Source organism: Auritidibacter sp. NML130574 (assembly GCF_003185725.2).
GTDB classification, from domain to species: Bacteria; Actinomycetota; Actinomycetes; order Actinomycetales; family Micrococcaceae; genus Auritidibacter; species Auritidibacter ignavus.
In genome coordinates this window covers 787,110-805,999 of sequence record NZ_CP031746.1, presented here as the reverse complement: position 1 = coordinate 805,999, position 18,890 = coordinate 787,110, and the positions used below count along the sequence as shown (strand labels likewise).

General features: G+C 60.7%; 15 protein-coding genes. 1 reads left to right on the top strand and 14 read right to left on the bottom strand.

The window, feature by feature from the left end; all coding sequences use genetic code 11:
• Positions 1-13: 13 nt before the first annotated feature.
• From DCC27_RS03685 to DCC27_RS03625, 13 genes are all read right to left on the bottom strand, one after another.
• On the bottom strand, positions 14-2,959 hold the full coding sequence (locus tag DCC27_RS03685) for an RNA helicase (protein ID WP_110110156.1): 2,946 nt from the start codon (positions 2,957-2,959) through the stop codon (positions 14-16).
• Positions 2,960-2,982: 23 nt separating this feature from the next.
• Complete coding sequence (gene tatC, locus DCC27_RS03680) at positions 2,983-3,873, bottom strand: twin-arginine translocase subunit TatC (RefSeq protein WP_246840132.1); 891 nt, start codon at positions 3,871-3,873, stop codon at positions 2,983-2,985.
• 28 nt (positions 3,874-3,901) lie between these two features.
• Positions 3,902-4,198, bottom strand: coding sequence for a Sec-independent protein translocase subunit TatA (gene tatA / locus DCC27_RS03675; protein ID WP_110098348.1), 297 nt, complete (start codon positions 4,196-4,198; stop codon positions 3,902-3,904).
• A 30-nt stretch (positions 4,199-4,228) separates the two neighbouring features.
• A complete protein-coding gene (locus DCC27_RS03670; RefSeq protein ID WP_110110155.1) occupies positions 4,229-6,298 on the bottom strand; it encodes a YafY family protein in 2,070 nt (689 codons plus the stop codon).
• Positions 6,299-6,342: 44 nt separating this feature from the next.
• Positions 6,343-6,738 (bottom strand): FKBP-type peptidyl-prolyl cis-trans isomerase, encoded by a 396-nt coding sequence (locus DCC27_RS03665; RefSeq protein WP_110098346.1) that lies wholly within the window; start codon positions 6,736-6,738, stop codon positions 6,343-6,345.
• 62 nt (positions 6,739-6,800) lie between these two features.
• Complete coding sequence (locus DCC27_RS03660) at positions 6,801-7,799, bottom strand: FKBP-type peptidyl-prolyl cis-trans isomerase (RefSeq protein ID WP_110110154.1); 999 nt, start codon at positions 7,797-7,799, stop codon at positions 6,801-6,803.
• A 108-nt stretch (positions 7,800-7,907) separates the two neighbouring features.
• The gene (pafA, locus tag DCC27_RS03655; protein WP_110110153.1) at positions 7,908-9,341 is read right to left on the bottom strand and encodes a Pup--protein ligase; all 1,434 of its coding nucleotides are present in this window, start codon (positions 9,339-9,341) and stop codon (positions 7,908-7,910) included.
• A gap of 95 nt (positions 9,342-9,436) precedes the next feature.
• Entirely contained in the window at positions 9,437-9,643 is a 207-nt protein-coding gene (locus DCC27_RS03650) for a ubiquitin-like protein Pup (protein WP_110110152.1), read from the bottom strand.
• Between the two features lie 48 nt (positions 9,644-9,691).
• On the bottom strand, positions 9,692-11,458 hold the full coding sequence (gene dop, locus DCC27_RS03645; protein WP_246840131.1) for a depupylase/deamidase Dop: 1,767 nt from the start codon (positions 11,456-11,458) through the stop codon (positions 9,692-9,694).
• Between the two features lie 4 nt (positions 11,459-11,462).
• The gene (gene arc / locus DCC27_RS03640; protein ID WP_246840130.1) at positions 11,463-13,247 is read right to left on the bottom strand and encodes a proteasome ATPase; all 1,785 of its coding nucleotides are present in this window, start codon (positions 13,245-13,247) and stop codon (positions 11,463-11,465) included.
• 49 nt (positions 13,248-13,296) lie between these two features.
• Positions 13,297-14,418, bottom strand: a complete 1,122-nt coding sequence (locus DCC27_RS03635; RefSeq protein ID WP_110110150.1) for a tRNA (adenine-N1)-methyltransferase — start codon at positions 14,416-14,418, stop codon at positions 13,297-13,299.
• A 72-nt stretch (positions 14,419-14,490) separates the two neighbouring features.
• A complete protein-coding gene (locus DCC27_RS03630; RefSeq protein ID WP_168186070.1) occupies positions 14,491-15,702 on the bottom strand; it encodes a site-2 protease family protein in 1,212 nt (403 codons plus the stop codon).
• Positions 15,699-16,379 carry an HAD family phosphatase gene (locus DCC27_RS03625; RefSeq protein WP_256372032.1) on the bottom strand — a complete coding sequence of 227 codons (681 nt, stop codon included), beginning with the start codon at positions 16,377-16,379 and terminating at the stop codon, positions 15,699-15,701. Before DCC27_RS03625 ends, DCC27_RS03630 begins: the two co-directional genes overlap by 4 nt.
• A 262-nt stretch (positions 16,380-16,641) precedes the next feature.
• On the opposite strand from DCC27_RS03625, the gene DCC27_RS03620 reads away from it, so the two are divergent.
• Positions 16,642-17,595 (top strand): proteasome assembly chaperone family protein, encoded by a 954-nt coding sequence (locus DCC27_RS03620; protein WP_233491947.1) that lies wholly within the window; start codon positions 16,642-16,644, stop codon positions 17,593-17,595.
• On the opposite strand, the gene mshC is transcribed toward DCC27_RS03620, so the two are convergent.
• On the bottom strand, positions 17,543-18,874 hold the full coding sequence (gene mshC, locus DCC27_RS03615; protein ID WP_110110148.1) for a cysteine--1-D-myo-inosityl 2-amino-2-deoxy-alpha-D-glucopyranoside ligase: 1,332 nt from the start codon (positions 18,872-18,874) through the stop codon (positions 17,543-17,545). The genes DCC27_RS03620 and mshC overlap by 53 nt on opposite strands.
• Between the last annotated feature and the right edge of the window lie 16 nt (positions 18,875-18,890).

The following is an 18,890-nucleotide window of genomic DNA, read 5'->3' as shown; positions in this document are numbered from 1 at the left end:
CTCTCTCCTGTTCTCAGCGGGTCTCATCGGTGGTCCCAGTAGGTTCGGTGGACTCCAGGGAATCGAGGGGGTCGGGGCCATCCTCCCCCAGCGGGTCGGGGCTGGCGGAGTAGGAGACGATGCCGCGATTGACCAGGTCCTTGGCTTTAAAGCACCGCCGGGAAAAATCCGCATCCGGGCTGGCCTTCGCCAGCTGGTCCAGCATATCGATCACTTGCCGGGCCCACCGGACAAAGTCTCCGGCCGCTAGCGTGGTGCCGGACAGGCACAGGGTCAACGATTGACCGCGAACCCACCGGAAGACTGGCCACACCAACCCCGGGTGCGGTTGCGGGGTGACTTTCAGACTGGCTTGTGACTCGGCATCTTGGAGCTGGTACCAGATCGCATCGCTGGCATCCAGCGCCTCGGTCAGTGCCGGGGTGGGCATATCGGGTTGGACGATCAATTCCTCCTCGGGGCCCTCAAATACCAACAGCGCCGCCAGCCCGGCTAGGTCTTCGGGCGACATGGTGTCAGTCACCCCGTCTTGAAGCAACAATGCGGTCAACAGGTCACGTTCCCCATAGATCCGGCGCAGGACGTGTCCGGGTTTGGTGAGCGTCTCGGTTTCCAGATCGACGTAGTCGTAATCGGCCAACAAGCCCAGGATGCGTTCGAAGGTGGTGGCAATCGTGTTGGTCCGCGAGTCGATCGTGGAGATCAACCGGTCGGTTTCAGAGCGCAACGTGGCCCACCGGTTGGCCCAGCGGGCATGTTCTTCTCGGTCGGCACAGGTATCGCATGGATGGGCGCGCAACATCGCCCGCAACTCCTCGACGCGTTCGATCGCGGATTCATCCCGGTACCGGAACCCGGTGATTTCTTCGCGCGGCCGAGGTTTCTGATTCCGGCGCAGGGCTTCGCGAGCCCAGGAAGCAATCGTTTTGCGTTGCGTGGGGGTCTTGGTGAGCAGATTCTTGGGCAAATTCACCGACCCGATCGGTTCCACCGGTTCCGCGAGATCATCAGTGCCGACCCGGCGAAACTGCCCCTTATGGGTAATGACCGCAACTCGGGGGTTATGGGGGTTGCCGGCGGTGGAGACCACGGTACACACCCCGAATTTCCGGGGGCCTGTGACCTCGATAATGTCGCCAACCACCAACCGGGTCAAGGATTGTTCTTCAGCATCGCGCCGGGCACGTTTTTTCACCCGGGACGCAGATTTTTCAGCCGCGGCCAGCTCTCGGCGTAGGGCAGCATACTCGGTGAAGTCCCCCAGATGACAGCTCATCGCCTGCCGGTATCCCTCTAAGGACTTTTCTTGTTCTTTGACCTGTTGGGCCAGACCCACCACGGACCGGTCGGCCTGGAACTGGGCGAACGACGACTCCAGAATCCCCCGGGCAGTATCTAGACCGTAGACCGCCAATAAGTTTACGGCCATATTGTAGGTGGGCTTGAACGAGGAATTCAGCGGGTAGGTGCGACGCGAGGCTAACCCGACCACCTGATGAGGTTCGAACCGGTGGTCGGACCACATCACCACCGCGTGACCCTCAATGTCAATGCCACGTCGTCCAGCTCGCCCGGTCAGCTGGGTGTACTCCCCCGGCGTGATGGGTGCGTGGGTTTCACCATTGAACTTCACCAACTTCTCTAACACCACCGTACGGGCTGGCATATTAATGCCCAATGCCAGGGTTTCGGTGGCGAACACGACCTTGACCAGCCCGGCGGCGAACAGTTCCTCCACCACCTCTTTGAACGGTGGCAACATGCCGGCATGGTGGGCGGCGAAACCACGTTTCAGGCCATCGCGCCACCCCCAAAAGCCCAGCACCTCACGGTCGTGCTCGGGTAGCGTCGCTCCGGCTTGGTCAACCAGATCCTCAATGGCGCGTTTTTCTGCCGGAGTGGTCAAATCCAGGCCGGTTTGCAGACACTGTTCTACCGCAGCATCACAACCGGCACGGGAGAAGATGAAGGTAATGCAGGGCAACAGCGCTTCGCGTTCGAGTACCCGCACCATCGTTGGGCGGGAGGTTCGGGTCTGTGTAGCCATCGCCTGGGCGTGTGGTCCGGGACTGTGGCGGTGCGGGGAGGTGTGGTTGCGGAAGCGGTATGCGCTTCCTTTGCCACCCTTTCCTCTCTTGCCACCGCGACCGCGTTTTCCGGAACCGGGTTTACCCCAGTGGGCGGGCTGACCGGCTCGTTGCTCTTCGCTGGCAATCTTCGCCAGCTCCGGATTGAGCTTGGGTTTCTCCACACCTTCACCGGTGGTGGCAAACAGGTCGTAAAGATTCTTTCCGGCCATGACGTGTTGCCAGAGTGGGACCGGGCGGTGTTCGGAGACCACGACCTTGGTGGAACCCCGCACCGTATCCAGCCAGGCGCCGAACTCTTCGGCATTGGAGACCGTAGCCGACAACGACACTAACGCAACGTGCTCGGGAAGATGGATAATCACTTCTTCCCACACAGCACCGCGGAAACGGTCGGCCAGGTAGTGGACTTCATCCATGACGACGTAGCCGAGATTTCTCAGTGGCTCCGCGTCGGCATAGAGCATATTACGTAACACTTCGGTGGTCATCACGACAATAGGAGCATCCGGGTTGCGAGCCACATCCCCGGTGAGTAGCCCCACCTGCGCGGCTCCGTAGCGCTGAACCAGATCGGTGTACTTCTGATTGCTGAGCGCTTTAATCGGGGTGGTATAGAAAGCCTTGAGCCCCGAGGACTGGGCGAGATGAATTGCGAACTCTCCCACGATGGTTTTTCCCGCCCCGGTGGGCGCAGCTACCAAGACCGAGTGGCCCTGTTGCAGGTACTGACAGGCTTGTTGCTGGAACTCATCGAGCTGAAAACCCAGTGAGGCGGAAAACTCGCCGAGCGGAGTGCGAGCTTGCCGTCGACGCTTGGCATCCAGCGCATAGCGTTCGGCGGGTGATAAGTGCTGATCTGCCTCGGTCATGCTATTCAGCCTAGGGGAAACGATTAAAGTTCCCCTAGTGGCCTCGCCCCGCGCTGAATCTCCTCATCGAGCTGTCGTTGTTTTTTGGTCTGACGCTTCACCCGACGCTTGTCATTAACCAGACAGATCACCAAGGCCACAAAGAACAAGATGGTCAGTGGCAGCCCCATGAAGAACATGGTGATCACATCCGAGCCCGGGGCCGCCATGGCTGCCACCACGGCGATGACAATCACCGAGATCCGCCACTGTTTCAGGATCTGTTTGCCCGAGATCACCCCGGCCATATTCAGACCCACCAAGATTACCGGCAACACCAAGGCCACCCCGAAAACCAGCAACAACCGGAGCACAAAGGGAATATAGACGGTGGCTTGAATCCGGTGCGCGGTACCTTCCGGAGTCAGTGAGGTGAAAAAAGACAGTGCCTGGGGCAACGCGACCCAGCCCAACACCACCCCGCCGATGAACAGCGGGATTGCCGCGGCGAGAAAACCGAGCGTGTAGATCTTCTCGTTTTTCTTCAGCCCCGGCATGATGAAAGCCCACAACTGATACAGCCAGATCGGGCTGGAGATCACCACACCGGTAAAGAGCGCGACCTGCAACATGATGTCGAAAGGCTGAGCGACCGAAGAAAACACGACCTCGGCCGGATGCTCTGCGGTGTCTAACCGTGACACCGGTTCGGTGATCATCGTGAAGGTGGGCTGATAGAGGATAAAACCCACGATCGTGCCGGCCACCAGGGCGAGCCCTGCTTTGATGATGCGGTTGCGGAGCTCTGTGAGGTGGGCCTTCAGGGGCATTTGCCCCTCGGGGTTGTGACGGCGACGTGTGGTGGTGCGCGATTTCTTTTTGCCGGTGGTGCTCGAGCTACTCGAACCAGGGTCGGAGGAGGAGTTTTCAGTCATGGACGTGAAAAGTCACACCGATAAAAATTTAGGAGCGGTTGTTGTTCTGAGCGGTGTGTTCAGAGTGTTGTTGGTCCGGCTCGTCTTCGACCACCGTGCCTTCCACGGCGTGGATATCGGAGCCCTGCTCGGACTCAGCGGAGTCCTTCTGCGAGGTCTGGGACTTCTCGGAGTCCTGGTCCTCATCTTTCATCTGCTTGACCTCGGAGCGGAAAATGCGCATGGACTGGCCCAGGTTGCGGGCCAACTGCGGCAATTTGGGTGCTGCAAACAGCAGAAGAATAAGAATGATAACGATGACCAGTGGCCAACCCTTAGGTAACATGGCACGTCCTTTCCGTAGCTGTGGAACAGTCTACAGCGATCTAGATGTCACCGGTGACAGAAAGTCCTGCTTTGTCATGGCACGGTGCTGGGTGGCGATTGCTCCATCCAGGCGTTCGACGAGCTCATCTCGCACGCGACGGGACTGTGGTGTGGTGCCCAGCACCTGGATCTCTCCGGGGTGGGAGGTGACCAGATCCTGCAGAGCACGCATCGAATGCATGCGTAGTTCCGCAACCACGCGACCGTCATCGAGTTCGGCCACACGGACAGGATCATAGGTGGGTACCAGATCCTTCAAACGGTAGGAAAACAGGCACTGCACCACCAACGTCTCGTGGTCATCATGCGTCTCGCCGGTTGTGGGCAGGCCCAATGCGTGCAAGGCCACATGTGGGGTGAAGGTGTCCTCGGTCTCGGCCAAACGCCCGATCCGATCGAGCCGGAAGGACCGTTCGGCATTCGCACGACGACACCAGGCCTGCACATAGGTGTGTTGCCGGTAGAACAGTAATCGCAACGGTTCGATCTCCCGGGTGGTGACTCGATCAGCGAACTGGCCGTAGTAGTCGATAACGATCACCCGGTGGTCGCTGATGGCCCGGTGAATATCTTGAGCCAGCTGTTGGTAGGGGCCCAAGGATAGGTCCGGGAATAAAGCCACGATGTTAAGGGACTGGTCGGGGTCATCATGATCGGCCGGTGCTGAGGTTCGGATGGCACGATCGATTTTGGCCCGAGCACTGCGGATGGCCTGTAGTTCCTGCTCGCTGGCGATTCCCTGTCGTTGCAGGGCATCCAGGGCTGAGAGCAGGGCCGTGCCCTCGGGCCGTGAGAACCGGCGCGGTGCTTGGAGGTCTTCGGCCTGGTAGATTTCCACCGAATCACCGACCTGGTCGATATCAAATTGCTGGCCGGCAAAATCTCGTTCGGGCATCCCACAGAACTGCAATACGTTGAGATCTTTGCTCAGTTGCTGATCGCTCAAACCCAGCCGAGACTTGAGCTCTTCGCGACTGGTTCGACCGCGGACATTGAGAATTGCGACAATGTCGAGCAAACGGGCGATCCGCTCGGTTTCGGCGGCCCGTAAGCGCTCACGTTTGGGTGCTCGAAGATCAAAACCGGCGGGATCGGGTCGCTGGTGGGCGTCGATGACCTGTTGCCACTGGGCCAGAAGCGACTGCGCCAGATCGGGGTGATGGTGTGGGTCCACCACGACGTGGCCGACCGCGCGAGCCAGGAGCTGGTGGATGTCCACGGTGTGTGCGGCCGGAATCTCTACCAGGTCCCAACCCGGGGTCGAGCTCGAGGACTGCAGTACGGTCCCCAGCATTCGCAGTTGCGGGCCGTGGCCGTCTGCAACCCAAACCTGCACCGTGGTGAGGGGATCGTCGGTGGGGATCAGCTGACGTTGCAGTTCGGACACGTCCAGATCTACCGGGCGTTGGGAGTCGGTCGGTAGTGTATTCGGGTCACGGTCGGTGACCGGTTTGGGATCAGTGGTGAACCGAGTCAGGCGGAAATTCCGGACCGCTTGTCGGTCCAGATCCCACCCCACCAGATACCACTGTCCGTTGGCCATGACCACGACCCAGGCCCGGACGGACCGCTGGGCCGAGTAGGTGCCATCTGCAGCACGGTAGCCGAATCGGATCACCTGCTGGGTGAGAGCCATCTCGGACAGTTGCACCAGGTTTTTCGACGTATTGGCCAGCTGTGCTGAGAGGCTGGGTTCGGTACCGTGCTCGTACTGAGTGGCCGTCTGCAGTCCCATCCGGCCGGTGGCACGTCGTGCTGCAGCTTGCAGTGGGGTGTGGTCCCAAACCCCACGGGCCTGATTCAAGGCACGGAACTCTTCTGGTTCCAGATCGATGGGAGGCAAGAATAGCTGGTCCCGATCAATCCGGTACCGGTGCTCGGTGTGCTCCAGCATTTCGATCTCATCGGAAACCAGCGGGATGCCGATGTCTCGCAGACTGGTCTTATCCCGGGTGAACTGTCGGTCGAAACTGTCGTCGTTGAGTTCGCGATAGTCGTCAACGCAGTGCCGAATCTGACGCTTCGTCAGTCCCTGTGTGGAGTCCAGCAGGAGCCACATCAGGGAGACGATGCGTTCAACACTGCGCTGTTGTTTGGTGCTAATTAGTTCACGCTCACCAGGTCGACGACGAAAATCAGGGTCTCGTTCGGGCCGATGTCAGCACCGGCACCACGCTCACCATAAGCCAGGTGGGGTGGAATCTCCAAGCGACGACGGCCTCCGGCCTTCATGCCGAGTAACCCCTGATCCCAGCCTGGGATCACCTGACCGATTCCGGCCGTGAAGTCCAGAGGTGTGCCCCGGTTCCACGAGGCATCAAACTCGGCACCGGTCGACCAGGCGACACCTACGTAGTGGCAGGAAACTTTATCCCCGGCTGTGACCTCGGGGCCGGCCCCGGTGATCACATCCTCAATGACCAGCTCAGTCGGAGGCGTCTCCCCCGGAAAATCGATCTCGGGACGGGTCCGGTCGTAGTGGCGTTGGCCAAAAGACATGGTGAATCCTCACAGAGTTGCTATTTAGGGGTGTTGGGGCACACCCTATCGTGTTTGTCGTCCTATTCAGAGGCCTCATCTGAAGGAGCAGGCTGGTCGACACCTTCGGGCGGGGTCATGTCGACTTTGTGCAGAATGTCGACGACGAACACCAGGGTTTCCTCCTGCAGTTCATGACCTTCCGAATCGCCATAACCTTGCTCGGGCGGAACCGAGATCAGCACGCGGGAGCCGACCTGCTGACCGTCCAGGCCTTCCTTCCAACCCTCAATCAAGCCGTTGATGTCAAACTGTGCTGGGCTACCGTTGGCCCAGGAAGAGTCAAACTCTTCACCATCAGACCACTTAATACCGCGGTACTGGACGGTCACAAACGAGTTGGAATCGACCTGTTCGCCCTCGCCCTCCTTCAGGACCTCGACTTCGAGGTCCTCCGGGGGGTCGCCTTCCGGGGTTTCGATGGTGGGCTCGCCGTTCTCCTCGTTCTCGGTGACGGTCGGCAAGGCGGGGTCTAATTCTGATTCGTCCACGGGTTCGCCGTCGGCGTGGGTGGGCAATTCTTCGGAGATCCGAAACACCAAGAGCTGATCGGGTGTGCCGTTGCCATAGGTGTTGGCTGGCACGTAGTAGGCAATCAGGGACCCGATGGGGTTCGTGGTCAGCGCTTCGTGTAAGGTCGGGTCTTCTTCGGCCAAGCGGGGATCGATGTAGAGGGCCTCCCCATTGCCGGTGAACGATTCTTGTGTCACCTCAGAATTGGTCGGGTCAACCACAGCCGTGTGGATCAGGGCCAGATCTTCGTCATCCAAGGTTTCGCCGTCGCCTTGTTCCAAAACTCGGGTGGAGACCTCATCGGCCTCGATCGCTCCATCCACGGTCACGTCAGGAGCCTGCTGTGAGTCGGACTGTTCGAAGTCAACGACATCCAGAGCATCAACGTCGCCGGTGCCTTCGGCGCCACCACAACCGGACAGTATCAGGGACGCGCTCAGGGCGAGGCTCGTGATCAGTGTTGCGCGTCGGGTTGCGCGTTGTGAACAAGGGGAAGACAACTTAGCCATGGACAAATAGATCCTCGATCATGTAATTGATATAGACATTCCCGGTGGGGTTCTCCGTACCAATGGTTACACAAACATCGGCAGGCGTGACAGATTTTGCACCGTGGTTTATCCCTCGAGCCCAGCCCGTGCCAAGAGTTCATCGACTTGACTGGAATCTGTGTCTAACGGATCTTTTGTATGAACTGTATGAAGCGGGAAATCGACAAATTTCAGATGCGTCCAGTCCACGGCGTACCCCATCCCCGCATCGCGGGCAGCACGGATAAACCGGCCACGAATACTGGCTCGAGTGGTCTTGGGTGGGTGTTCGGTGGCGTGGGTGATGTCCTGATCGGTCAGGACCCGACGGGCTGCATTGCGTGATTGCAACAAGTAAAACAAGCTCCGATCGGGGTTGATGTCGTGATAGGACAGATCCAATTGTTTGACCCTCGGGTGATCAAGACCATAACCGTTTTTCTCGCAATAGCGGTTGATAAACCGGTACTTAATAGCCCAGTCGATCTCGGTATCAATCCGAGAAAAATCTTGGGCCTCCACGGCTTCCAAGGTGCGCTCCCAGAGCTGCATGGCCGCCGATAATTCATCGTGGTGGGCACCATGTCGTTGAATAAAGTGTTGCGTCAAGGCCAGAATCTCCCACTGGATTTCTAATGCCGAACGGGTACCACCCTCAGCGAGGTCAAGTTGCTCGGTTCCGGTTAAATCATGGGAGACCTGCCGAATGGCGCGGACTGGGTGAGCTAGTTGCAACTGCGGTAGGGGCACCCCAGCCTCCAGAATCCGCAACATCAGATCGGTGGTGGCCAGCCGTAACATCTGGGTGGTCTCGGACATATTCGAGTCCCCGACGATGACGTGCAGCCGCCGGTGTACCGCCGCATCGGCATGGGGTTCATCGCGGGTGTTGATGATCGGACGCGCCCTGGTGGAGGAGGATGAGACCCCCTCTTGGACGTAGTCGGCACGCTGAGAGAAGGCGAAATGGGGCTCGGGGTTCACCGGGAACCTCGCCTGCTCGGGTAGTTGCGAGGGGTCCGGGATGACCACACCGGACCCGGTCATCAGCTGACGGGTGATCAAGAAAGGAATCAACGCATCGGTGAGCCGCCGAAACCGTAGCGACCGGGTGATGGTGTAGTTCTCGTGGGAGCCGAACGCGTTGTTCTGGGAGTCGGCGTTATTGCGATAGAGATAGATGGTTCCGGAAAAGCCATCCTCGGCCAGGGCCGCTTCGGCCCGGTGGGCCAGCTCACCGAAGATGCGCTCACCGGCTTTGTCCGAGGCGATCAATTCACTGGGCAGACTGCACTCGGCGGTGGCGTATTCGGGATGGGAGCCCACGTCCAGATAGAGCCGAGACCCGTTGGAGATGAACACGTTGGAAGAGCCACCCCAGGACACCACCGGCCGGAACAGGTAGCGGGCCACGTCCTCGGGGCTCAGCCGGCCGGTGGGACCGCCGGTGCGGGGGTCGATTCCGGTGGGAACATAGTGCACCCCGTATTCGGTTTCCACGCCGAAAGCGCGATGGTCCATGGTGTGAGGCTCCCCTTTCTGTGTCTCAGCCACGCCGAGGGTACAATGTCTGAGACGGTTGTGGCCTTCGTGGTGCTGGTGGTGCTATCGAGGGTTTACTGGCCACCTTTTTGGACGAAGCCTTTGACGAATTCCTCGGCGTTGGTTTCTAAGACGTCGTCAATATCGTCGAGCAACGAGTCCAAGTCCCCGGCCGAGGAGCTGCTACTGGTCGCCGGTGCGGTCGCCGGTTCCGGGGTGCCCGGGTCGTCCTGATCTTCACGTTGGTCGCGGTACTGGGGTGAGTTCTGTTGAGCTGCCATGATGGTGATCCTCCTGATCGGTCCTAATGGTGTGTGGTGGTCCTGAGCCTAGCGGTCATACCGGGTGCTGCGTTGAGAGCGTGGCCCGTTGTGGTATCGGCTCAGCACGGTGAGCACCTCGGTGAGTGCCTGATTGGTCTGCGGTGAGGGTGTCGCCGGGACTGGCTCGCGTCCGGGGCGGAAGATCTCGGTGTCCTCCCCAACCGGGGCACCGGTAGACAGCTCTTGCAGGTGGCGAATTTCGGCCTTGCTACCGGCCAAGGGCTCGCGCAGGTCCAGCCGGTAGAGCCGGCCCTCGTGGTAGGGCCGGAAGACCAGGTTGTCCCAGGACACCCCGGCCAGATGGGCGCCAAAGATGCCAATACTGCGACCGCGGGTATAAGCCCGAGTGTCCTCCGGCGGGTGCATCACCGCCCGGTGCACGACGGTATCGTCGACGAGCTGGCGGATGCTCCCCCGGGCTACCAGCGCGTGGTAGAGGCCCTTGTCGGGACGAATATCGGCCCACTGCAGGTCCATCATGGCCAGTTTGGCCTCGTCCCACCTGCCAGTGGCCGTCCGAGCGCGCATGGCATCGAGCAACCGGTATTTGCCGAGCCACTCGATCCGGTCACTGAACTGATACGGGTCGGTGCGCAACCCGTCCACGGCAGTCCGCCACTCGTAGAGCACCTGACGGGTCTGTTCATCGGTGATCTGAAAACGTTGCACGTGGTCTTCGGCGGCCTCCAGGTAGCGTTCTAGTAAATCCAGCCCGGTATATTGGCCGGCACCATTGACGGTCACTGTGGCCTGCAACGACGGATCGTGGCTGATGGTTTGCAACGCTGCGACCGGGTCGGCCAGCTCGAGGGCGGGGGCGGTTCCTAGCTCGATCATGTGCAACACCAGCGAGGTCATGCCCACCCGCATCCAGGTGGCCCACTGACTGAGGTTGGCATCACCAATAATGACGTGCAACCGCCGGTAGCTGGAGGCGGTCGCGTGTGGTTCGTCGCGGGTATTGACGATCGGGCGGTGAATGGTGGTCTCGATCCCGACTTCTTCTTCAAAGAAATCTGCGCGCTGGGAGAGCTGGAACCCAGCCCGGCGGTCGCTGATGCCGATCCCGACCCGGCCCGAGCCGGTGATCACCTGCCGGGCGACGAAAAACGGCAGGAGTCGGGCGGTGAGTTCTTCGAAATTCAGGCCTCGGTCCACCAGGTAATTCTCGTGGGCCCCATAGGAGGCGAGTTTGCCGTCGGTGTTGTTTTTATAGATTTGGACCGCGGCCCGATGGCTGTGGGCGTTCAGATACGCTACCGCCGAGCCGATGATCAGATCCCCGGCCTGGTCGTAGATCATCGCCTGCCAAGGGTTGGTGGTCTCTGGGGAGGAGTATTCCGGGTGGGCGTGATCAACGTAGAACCGTGCCCCATTGGGCAATAAGGTGTTGACCAGCTGGTGGATCGGTTTGCCCTCAGCATCGTTGAGTGGCTGGTTGGTTAGCTGGGTGGGGTGGGCTTCGGTAACCGGGATCCGCCATCCGCGGGCGTCCATCAACGGGGATTCCTCCCCGTAGTCCCACTCGGTGCCGGCCACCGGGACGTGGTCGTCCTGAAGCTTTTGAGCGTAGGCGTTGACGACATCGAACGAGAGGGCTGCGTGGGATGCCCCCGGCTGGGTGGGGGCGTGAATCCCGTACTCGGTTTCTAATCCCACCACCCGGTGGACACCCCATCCCACGGTGGCTCGTCCGGCGGGGACGAGGTCTTGGGCGCCTGCTGGCAACAGAGTTGGTGGGCGCTGGCTGGAGCTCTGCTGGTGTTTGGTCACCGGATTACTCCCCCGCTGAGGTGGTGTTCGCTGACGTGGTGTGCTGAGTCTGGTTGGCTTTAACCGCTTCTTCGACCCGGCGGGCATTCTCGTTCTTATCGCCCAAGAACGAGGCCTCACACAGCATCCGTAATCCCACCACCCGGGGTCCGCGGTGACCAGAAATTTTCACCCACTCCTCCGGGGAGGAAGTATTGGGCAGATCCTGCTGTTCGGCAAATTCTTCAGAGACCGCCCGAACCAGGTGCTGGGTCTTCAGTCCCTTGGCTGCCTGCGGGTGATGGTCCTGAGCGGCCAAATACTCCTTGATGGCATGGGTTTTGGCCCGATCCACCACATTGGCGATGGCAGCCCCCGAGGCGAAATCCGCAAAGTGCAACACCTGAGTGGAGCCATCCAGGTAGGTCACCTCCACATACTCGGTCTGTGGCACCCGGGCGTACATGTAGGCTGCAGCGGTGGAGATCATCGACTCCACCGTGGCCTCACGACTGCCGTGCACCGCCAGCTCGGAGGGGTGCAACGGCACCTCAGCAGTAACGTACTTGCTAAAGATTTCGCGAGCTTCGGCCTCATTGGGGCGCTCTACCCGAATCTTGACGTCCAGGCGACCCGGGCGCAGGATGGCCGGATCGATCATATCCTCCCGGTTGGACGCGCCGATAACAATCACATTATTCAGTGACTCCACACCGTCAATTTCTGCCAGTAACTGCGGGACGATGGTGGTTTCGACATCGGAGGACGTCCCGGACCCGCGGGTGCGGAACAGTGACTCCATTTCGTCGAAGAAGATCACCACCGGGTAGCCGTCCGAGGCTTTTTCCCGGGCCCGAGCAAAGAGCGTGCGAATATGGCGTTCGGTCTCCCCCACATACTTATTCAGCAACTCGGGGCCCTTGATGTTCAAAAAGTAGGCGGTGCGATCCCCGGAGCCACGTTGGGCTAAGGAGTTGGCCACCGCTTTGGCAATCAGGGTTTTACCAGTACCGGGGGGTCCGTACAGCAACACGCCCTTTGGCGGGGTCAACCCGTGTTCGCGGTAGAGGTCAGGGTGGGTGAACGGTAGCTCGACCGCGTCGCGGATCATCTCAATCTGATCGCCCAGTCCGCCAATGTCGTCATAGGAAATATTGGGGACCTTCTCCAACACCACATCTTGGACCTCGGAGAGAGCAACCACGTCGAAAACATAACCGGACTTCACGTCCACGGTGACTGCATCACCGACACGGATCGGGCGGTCGGCCAGTTCGTGGACCCGCCGCATCACGTGCTCGTCATCGGCGCGACCGACTACCAGTAACAGCCCGTCATCGAGTACTTCTTTCACGCGAGCCAACTCGCCGGTGGTGGTGTGCCCCAAGACCGAGATGACGCAGAGGGATTCGTCGAGCAACACCTCGGCACCTGAGACGACCTGCTGTGCATCCAGCAACGGGGACAGGTGCGTGCGGAGTTTACGGCCGTTGTAGAGCACATCCACGCTCGCCCGAGTGGTGGCAGCTAGCTCGGTGCCCTCCACCGCCTGGCGGGCCGGGTGGTACTGCAACACGGTGGCAAAATTAAACGGTGGCAGTGCTGCGTCTTCAATGGATTGCTTTAACGTGGCAATCTGTTCGCGGGTGAGGTCCAGCATCTCCACCATCCGCCGGTTATTGCGGGAGGCGGCGTCAATGTCATGACGTAGCTGCCGATTCTTCTCCACCAATGAGCCCAGACGGCGCCGCATGGAGGACAGCTGTTGCTCGGCGGTGGTTGCGGAATCAACGCGTGCCGGTTCCGTCATTGAAGACCCTCCTAACGTTCTGAGGTCACCCTTCTATTCTACGCGTATCCTACGCGGTGGACCCTGGAGGTTGAGTGTTGTTCTCCCCCAGCTCACCGGAATGTTGCTGTGTGGTGACCTGGGTGGTGCGCTGTGCTGTGGCGGCGTGTTGGGCGTACCGGGTTGCCGCACGGGCTTCTTTGCGGGCACGTTTGGGTTTGGCCTCGCGTTGGCCGTGTTCTTCGGGTACCCAGCGCGCCTCGTCGCTGGGCGTCCACAACTCAATGTCGTCGTCACTGAACTTTTCGGACTTATCACGCTTGCGCAACTGCAAAGACTCTTGGTGATCGGCCATCCGGCGGGTGACCAACAGGAATCCGGTATGTCCGATCATCCGGTGTTCGGGGCGGACCGCCAGACCTTCAACGTGCCAATCCCGCATCATGGTTTCCGAGGCCCGGGTGGCGGTAAAGGATCCGGACTCACGAATGGCTTCAGCGGTCCGAGACAGCTGGGTGGCCGTGGCCACGTAGGTCAGCCACACTCCCCCGGGTACTAGGAGCTCACGGACCATCTCCACACACTCCCAGGGAGCCAACATATCCAACACCACTCGGTCGAAGCTGCCCGGTTCGTGGTCCGCTAACGCCTGAGTTTGGACATCGCCGAGGTGGAGGTGCCAGCCCGGGTGGGGGCCGGCGAAATAGGTTTCGATATTTCCTCGGGCAATGTCGGCGAAGTCCTCGCGACGTTCATAGGAGTGCACCTGTCCCTGATCACCGACCGCTTGCAACAGCGACATGGTCAGTCCCCCGGATCCGGCTCCGGCCTCCAGCACCCGGGCGCCGGGATAGATATCGGCCTGTTGCAGAATTTGACCGGAATCCTTCGGATAGACCACGGTGGCTCCGCGTGGCATGGAGAGCACGAAGTCGTTCAGTAGCGGTCGCAACACCCGGTACTGGTGGCCCAAGGAATTGGTGACCACCACGCCGTCGGGTCCGCCAATCAACTCGTCGTGGGATAAATACCCCTGGTGAGAATGAAACACTTCTCCCGGTACCAGCGTGATGGTGTTCATCTTGCCCTTCTCATCGGTGAGTTGCACCCGCTGGCCGGCCAGCAATGGGCCACGCCGGGCAGCCAGGCCGGTAGGCCGGGGTGTGCCGGGTGTGCAGGGAGTGTACGGCATTGAAGACGTCTCCTGTGGGGTTGAGGGATAGCGTTTGTTTTTGTGGGGGAGCCAGGACCGGGGGTCGCAGGCTTATCGGCCGGTGGACAGATATACCGCGATGCGACTGCCCAACACAGCTGCCGCCGGGAGCTGGCTGGTGCTGGCCGGGGTGCCTGAGCCAGGGGTGAGCAGCAAGACCTGATCGGGATCTCCGGCTAGGGCCGAACCTAGTTCGGAGATCCGCCGGTCCGCGGGCACGTAGTGGGTGCTTCCGGTAAAGGCCTGGCTGACCTCGTGGGCGCTGGTCTGGTGGCGGAATTCGGTCGGTACCTGGGCCAGCGTGGCCGGATCAATCAGACCGGTCACCCGAGGGGGACCGGTCTCCTGCGACGAACTGAGTTGCACAATAAGTGGCTGGTCGTGATAACCGGCCGGGTATTTCTGCAACTTGTCGATCACCTGGGCCACCGGAGTGGTTGCACTGACGAGGATGACAGCAACGGCGAGCTCTGCCAGCACCGTCGCCTCGGCGCGACGTAGGGCGTTGCCACGTTTAATTCCCTCACCGGCAGCCCCCCAGAGCATCAGCACCAGCACCCCGACGACGACCAATAACAGGATGGGTAGCTGATCGCCTCTCAGGATGAGCACAGCCACCACCCCGATGATCAGCGCGGCGACGATCAGGCGCCCAGACCAGCCGGCAGCAATCAATCCTTGGGCCTTGGAACCGGTGATCTTCCAGCCAATGGTTTCCACCACGCTACCACCGTCCAGCGGGTGCCCGGGCAGGAGATTAAAGGCAGCGATCAGCCAGTTTCCAGTGGTGAGCACGGAGATCAGGCCCAGCCAAGGGCTGGGAAGGTGGGGGCCGGTCAGCTCAGCCACCAGGGTCAATATCAGCGCCAGCAGGATATTGGCAGCCGGGCCGGCCAGAGCCACCACCATGGAGCGCATCGGGGTGCGGGGATGGTTGCCATCGTGCTCAGCAAAGGAGGTGTATCCGCCCCAGAGGGTCAGTCGGATCTCATAGACTCGCCACCCGAACGACCGGGCGGCGATGGCGTGGGCAAGTTCGTGGCAGAGCACCGTGATCAGTAGCCCGAGCACGAAGAACGCCGAGAGCAACCAAGGCAACCAGCCCGGGGCCGTCGGCGGGGTGAGGATCACGAAGAACGGGCGAATCAGGATCAGCAAGGCCGTAGCGAAGATCCACCAGCTCCAGGCCAACCGGATCGGGGTCCGATCGTAGCGGGCGATGACAATGCCCTGCTCCGAGATGGTGGCTGATGAGGCACTCACGATGGGGCCACCCAGTCTTGCAAACGCTGATAGCTCACTTCGGTGAGTGAATTCACCACCAACAACTTCCCGGACCGGGCCAGCCGGTGTTCGGTGATCTGGTCGGGTAAGGGGACCGAGCCAGTGCGACGGATGGCCACGGTGGGCAGTCCGGCGCTCAGTCCAGACAGGATCCCGGGGACCGAATCCTCCAAAACCACCACGCGCCCAGACTCAGCGGCCCGGTCTAGCCCGAGCCGGGCAACGGCGGTGAGGTAGGGTTCTGGGTCCGGTTTGCCGTGGGTCACCTGGTCTCCCCCCACGGTGGCGGTGAACCCATGGTTCGGCACGGCAGACAACACGGACTCAATCAGGGAGGTAAACGAGGCAGAGACCACCGCGTGTAAAACCGCGCGCTTGTTGAGGTCCGCCAGTAGATCGGCTGCTCCCGGGGTCAGTGGCGCGTGGCCGACCACCTGAGCGGTGACTCGCTCGTATTCCATCCGGGTCAGCTCCTCGGCCGGAATTTGTACACCAAGTGAGCTGAAGATTTCGGCGGTCGCGGCCATGGTCTGGCCCTGGAGCCGGTGGGCCAGCTCCTCGGTGAACTCCACACCGTGCTCGGCTAAGATCGCGGCATGGGCGGCGTTCCAGGCCGGTTCGGTATCCACGAGGGTACCATCCATGTCCCACAGCACGGCCTGCAGTGCTCGGGGCGGAATGTCACAGCGGTTGGTGTCAGTCACAGTGGTGATGGTTGGCCTTCAGACGTTCGGTGGCATGAGGACTAAAGGTTAACTCTAGCGCTCGCCGTGGGCATTCCCCACTGATCTTTTCGCTCACCGTCGCTGACCCGGCACTTATCCAATAATGAACGTGAGGAGATTTCCCGGATGTCTCCAGCGGTAGTGGGTAAGGTGGATCAATAGTCTCTATTGCGTTGACCGAGGTGAAACGAGCGTGAGTTTTGAAGAATCCATGGATCGGCCAGCCGAGGCCGAGCCGGATGATCGGGAACCGGTGCGGTCTCTGCCGGACTACCTGCACTACCGTGCAGAACAGCCCACGTACCGTTCCCCGGGACCGTTGCGGATTATGGTTGCGGCCTTTGAGGGGTGGAACGATGCCGGTGAGGCGGCCACCGACGCGGTGGAAGAACTCGCCACCCAGGCCCATGCCGAGCAGTACCGGCAGGTCAACGATGACGACTATTACGATTTTCAGATGACTCGCCCGGTGGTCACTCGCGCGGAGAACTCCCTGGGGCAGATCAACTGGCCACAGACCCGGATTCTGCATTCTGCTGCCGGAACCACCACCGAAGATCAGCCGGATCTGTATTTTATGCTTGGCGTCGAGCCGTCACTGCGGTGGCGGGCGTTTGTGTCCGAGATCGTGGAAGTAGCCGAAGACCTCGACCTCGACGCGGTGGTGATGGTCGGTTCGTATCTTTCTGACGTGCCACACTCCAGGCCACTGACCGCGACCTTGTTCTCGACCCAGTCGGCGGTACGGGCCGGTTTAGAGGATGTGCTCAGCCCCCATTATGAAGGCCCGACCGGTATTACCGGAGTGATCGCCGAGGAAGCCGCCCGTGACGGTTTTACGGTGCTCTCGGTCTGGAGCGTCGTTCCCCACTATGTGTCCCAGGCGCCCTCCCCGAAGGCGAAGCTGGGCCTGGTGACCCGGCTCGAGGAGCTACTGGGCATGCGGGTTGAGGTGGGCTCGCTGACCGAAGACGCTGAGGCCTGGGAGCGTGGCGTTGATGAGCTGGCCGAGGAGGATCAGGAAGTTTCCGATTACATTCGCCGGTTAGAAAAAGCCCAGGACACCGAAGAACTGCCCGAGGCCTCGGGTGAATCTATTGCCCGGGAATTTGAGCGGTTTCTGCGTCGACGGGATGATCAGCAGTAATCAGCTGGATCCCCAATACCGCCTCCATAACCTCCGCCACACCGGGGCGTGCCTCGGTTGGGGCGTGAGCCGAGGGTTGCGGTCCTCGTGCGTGGGCGCTTTCTGCCCAGACATCCACGGCCTGCAGTGCCGTAGGAGCATCCAGGTCATGGCTGAGGGCTTGGTGTATGGCAGAGAGCAACTCGGCCCCATCCTGTGTTGCTTCACCGGCCAGGGCTCGGCGCCAACCAGCGATCCGATCGGCGCTGTCGGTGAGCTCTCGGGTGGTAAATGACCAGTCGGTGCGGTAGTGGTGGTTGAGTAAGAGCGCCCGAATCGCTGCCGGCTCGTGGCCGTCGGCGGTCAGTTGGGAGACTAAAACCAAGTTGCCCAAGGACTTCGACATCTTCTCCCCGTCGAGACCGACCATCCCGGCATGCACATATAACCGGGCCATCGGCGTGTGATCCACGGCGGTGGCGTGGGCAGCAGAGAATTCATGGTGCGGGAACCGCAGGTCGGAGCCTCCAGCTTGCACGTCGAAAGGGGCCGGGAGGGTCTTGCGGGCAATCATTGAGCACTCAATATGCCAGCCGGGACGACCTCGACCGATGACGGCCGCATCCCAGGAGGGTTCCCCTTCGCGGGCGGCCTTCCATACTAGCGGGTCCAGCGGATTCTTCTTGCCGGGACGTTTCGGGTCTCCCCCACGTTCGGGAAAGACCTGCTGCATCTCCGCCAGACTCATCCCGGACACGCTACCTAGGCGCCAGTTGCAGGCAGCTTCGGCAGCCTCAATAGAAAAGTAGAGGTCGCCGTCGGGGTCACCGTTGTCTCCGGGCACCGGATAGGCGATACCGAGCTCGTAGAGTTGGGTGACGATCTCAATGACCCAGTCCACCGTCTCGGAAACACTCAGGTAGTACTCCGGTGGCAATACATTCAGCTGGGCCATATCTGAGCGGAACAGATTGGTCTGGTCTTCAGCGAGTTGCTGCCAGTCCACGTTGGTGGATTGGGCGCGTTCAAATAGCGGGTCATCGACGTCGGTGACGTTTTGGGTGTAGACCACGGACTTGCCAGCGCTACGCCAAAACCGGTTCAACAGATCAAAGGCTACGTAGGTGTTGGCGTGGCCGAGGTGCGTGGCGTCGTAGGGCGTAATACCGCAGACGTATAGGGAGGCCTGATCGCCGGTGACCGTCGCATCCTGCAGGGAGCGGGTTGCGGAATCGAAGAGCTCGAGGCGAGCTGATTGCGGTGGAAGCGACGGTGGTTGTGTGGCGGACCAGGATTCCACGGACCCTCCTGAAAGC

Excerpts from the sequence above, each read along its gene's own strand:
- DCC27_RS03650 (WP_110110152.1), bottom strand. The coding sequence starts at position 9,643 with ATGGCAGCTCAACAGAACTCACCCCAGTACCGCGACCAACGTGAAGAT.
- DCC27_RS03665 (WP_110098346.1), bottom strand. The coding sequence starts at position 6,738 with ATGTCTTTTGGCCAACGCCACTACGACCGGACCCGTCCCGAGATCGAT.
- DCC27_RS03685 (WP_110110156.1), bottom strand. The coding sequence starts at position 2,959 with ATGACCGAGGCAGATCAGCACTTATCACCCGCCGAACGCTATGCGCTG.
- arc (WP_246840130.1), bottom strand. The coding sequence starts at position 13,247 with ATGACGGAACCGGCACGCGTTGATTCCGCAACCACCGCCGAGCAACAG.
- pafA (WP_110110153.1), bottom strand. The coding sequence starts at position 9,341 with ATGGACCATCGCGCTTTCGGCGTGGAAACCGAATACGGGGTGCACTAT.
- tatC (WP_246840132.1), bottom strand. The coding sequence starts at position 3,873 with ATGACTGAAAACTCCTCCTCCGACCCTGGTTCGAGTAGCTCGAGCACC.
- DCC27_RS03670 (WP_110110155.1), bottom strand. The coding sequence starts at position 6,298 with ATGTGGCTCCTGCTGGACTCCACACAGGGACTGACGAAGCGTCAGATT.
- tatA (WP_110098348.1), bottom strand. The coding sequence starts at position 4,198 with ATGTTACCTAAGGGTTGGCCACTGGTCATCGTTATCATTCTTATTCTT.
- DCC27_RS03660 (WP_110110154.1), bottom strand. The coding sequence starts at position 7,799 with ATGGCTAAGTTGTCTTCCCCTTGTTCACAACGCGCAACCCGACGCGCA.
- DCC27_RS03635 (WP_110110150.1), bottom strand. The coding sequence starts at position 14,418 with ATGCCGTACACTCCCTGCACACCCGGCACACCCCGGCCTACCGGCCTG.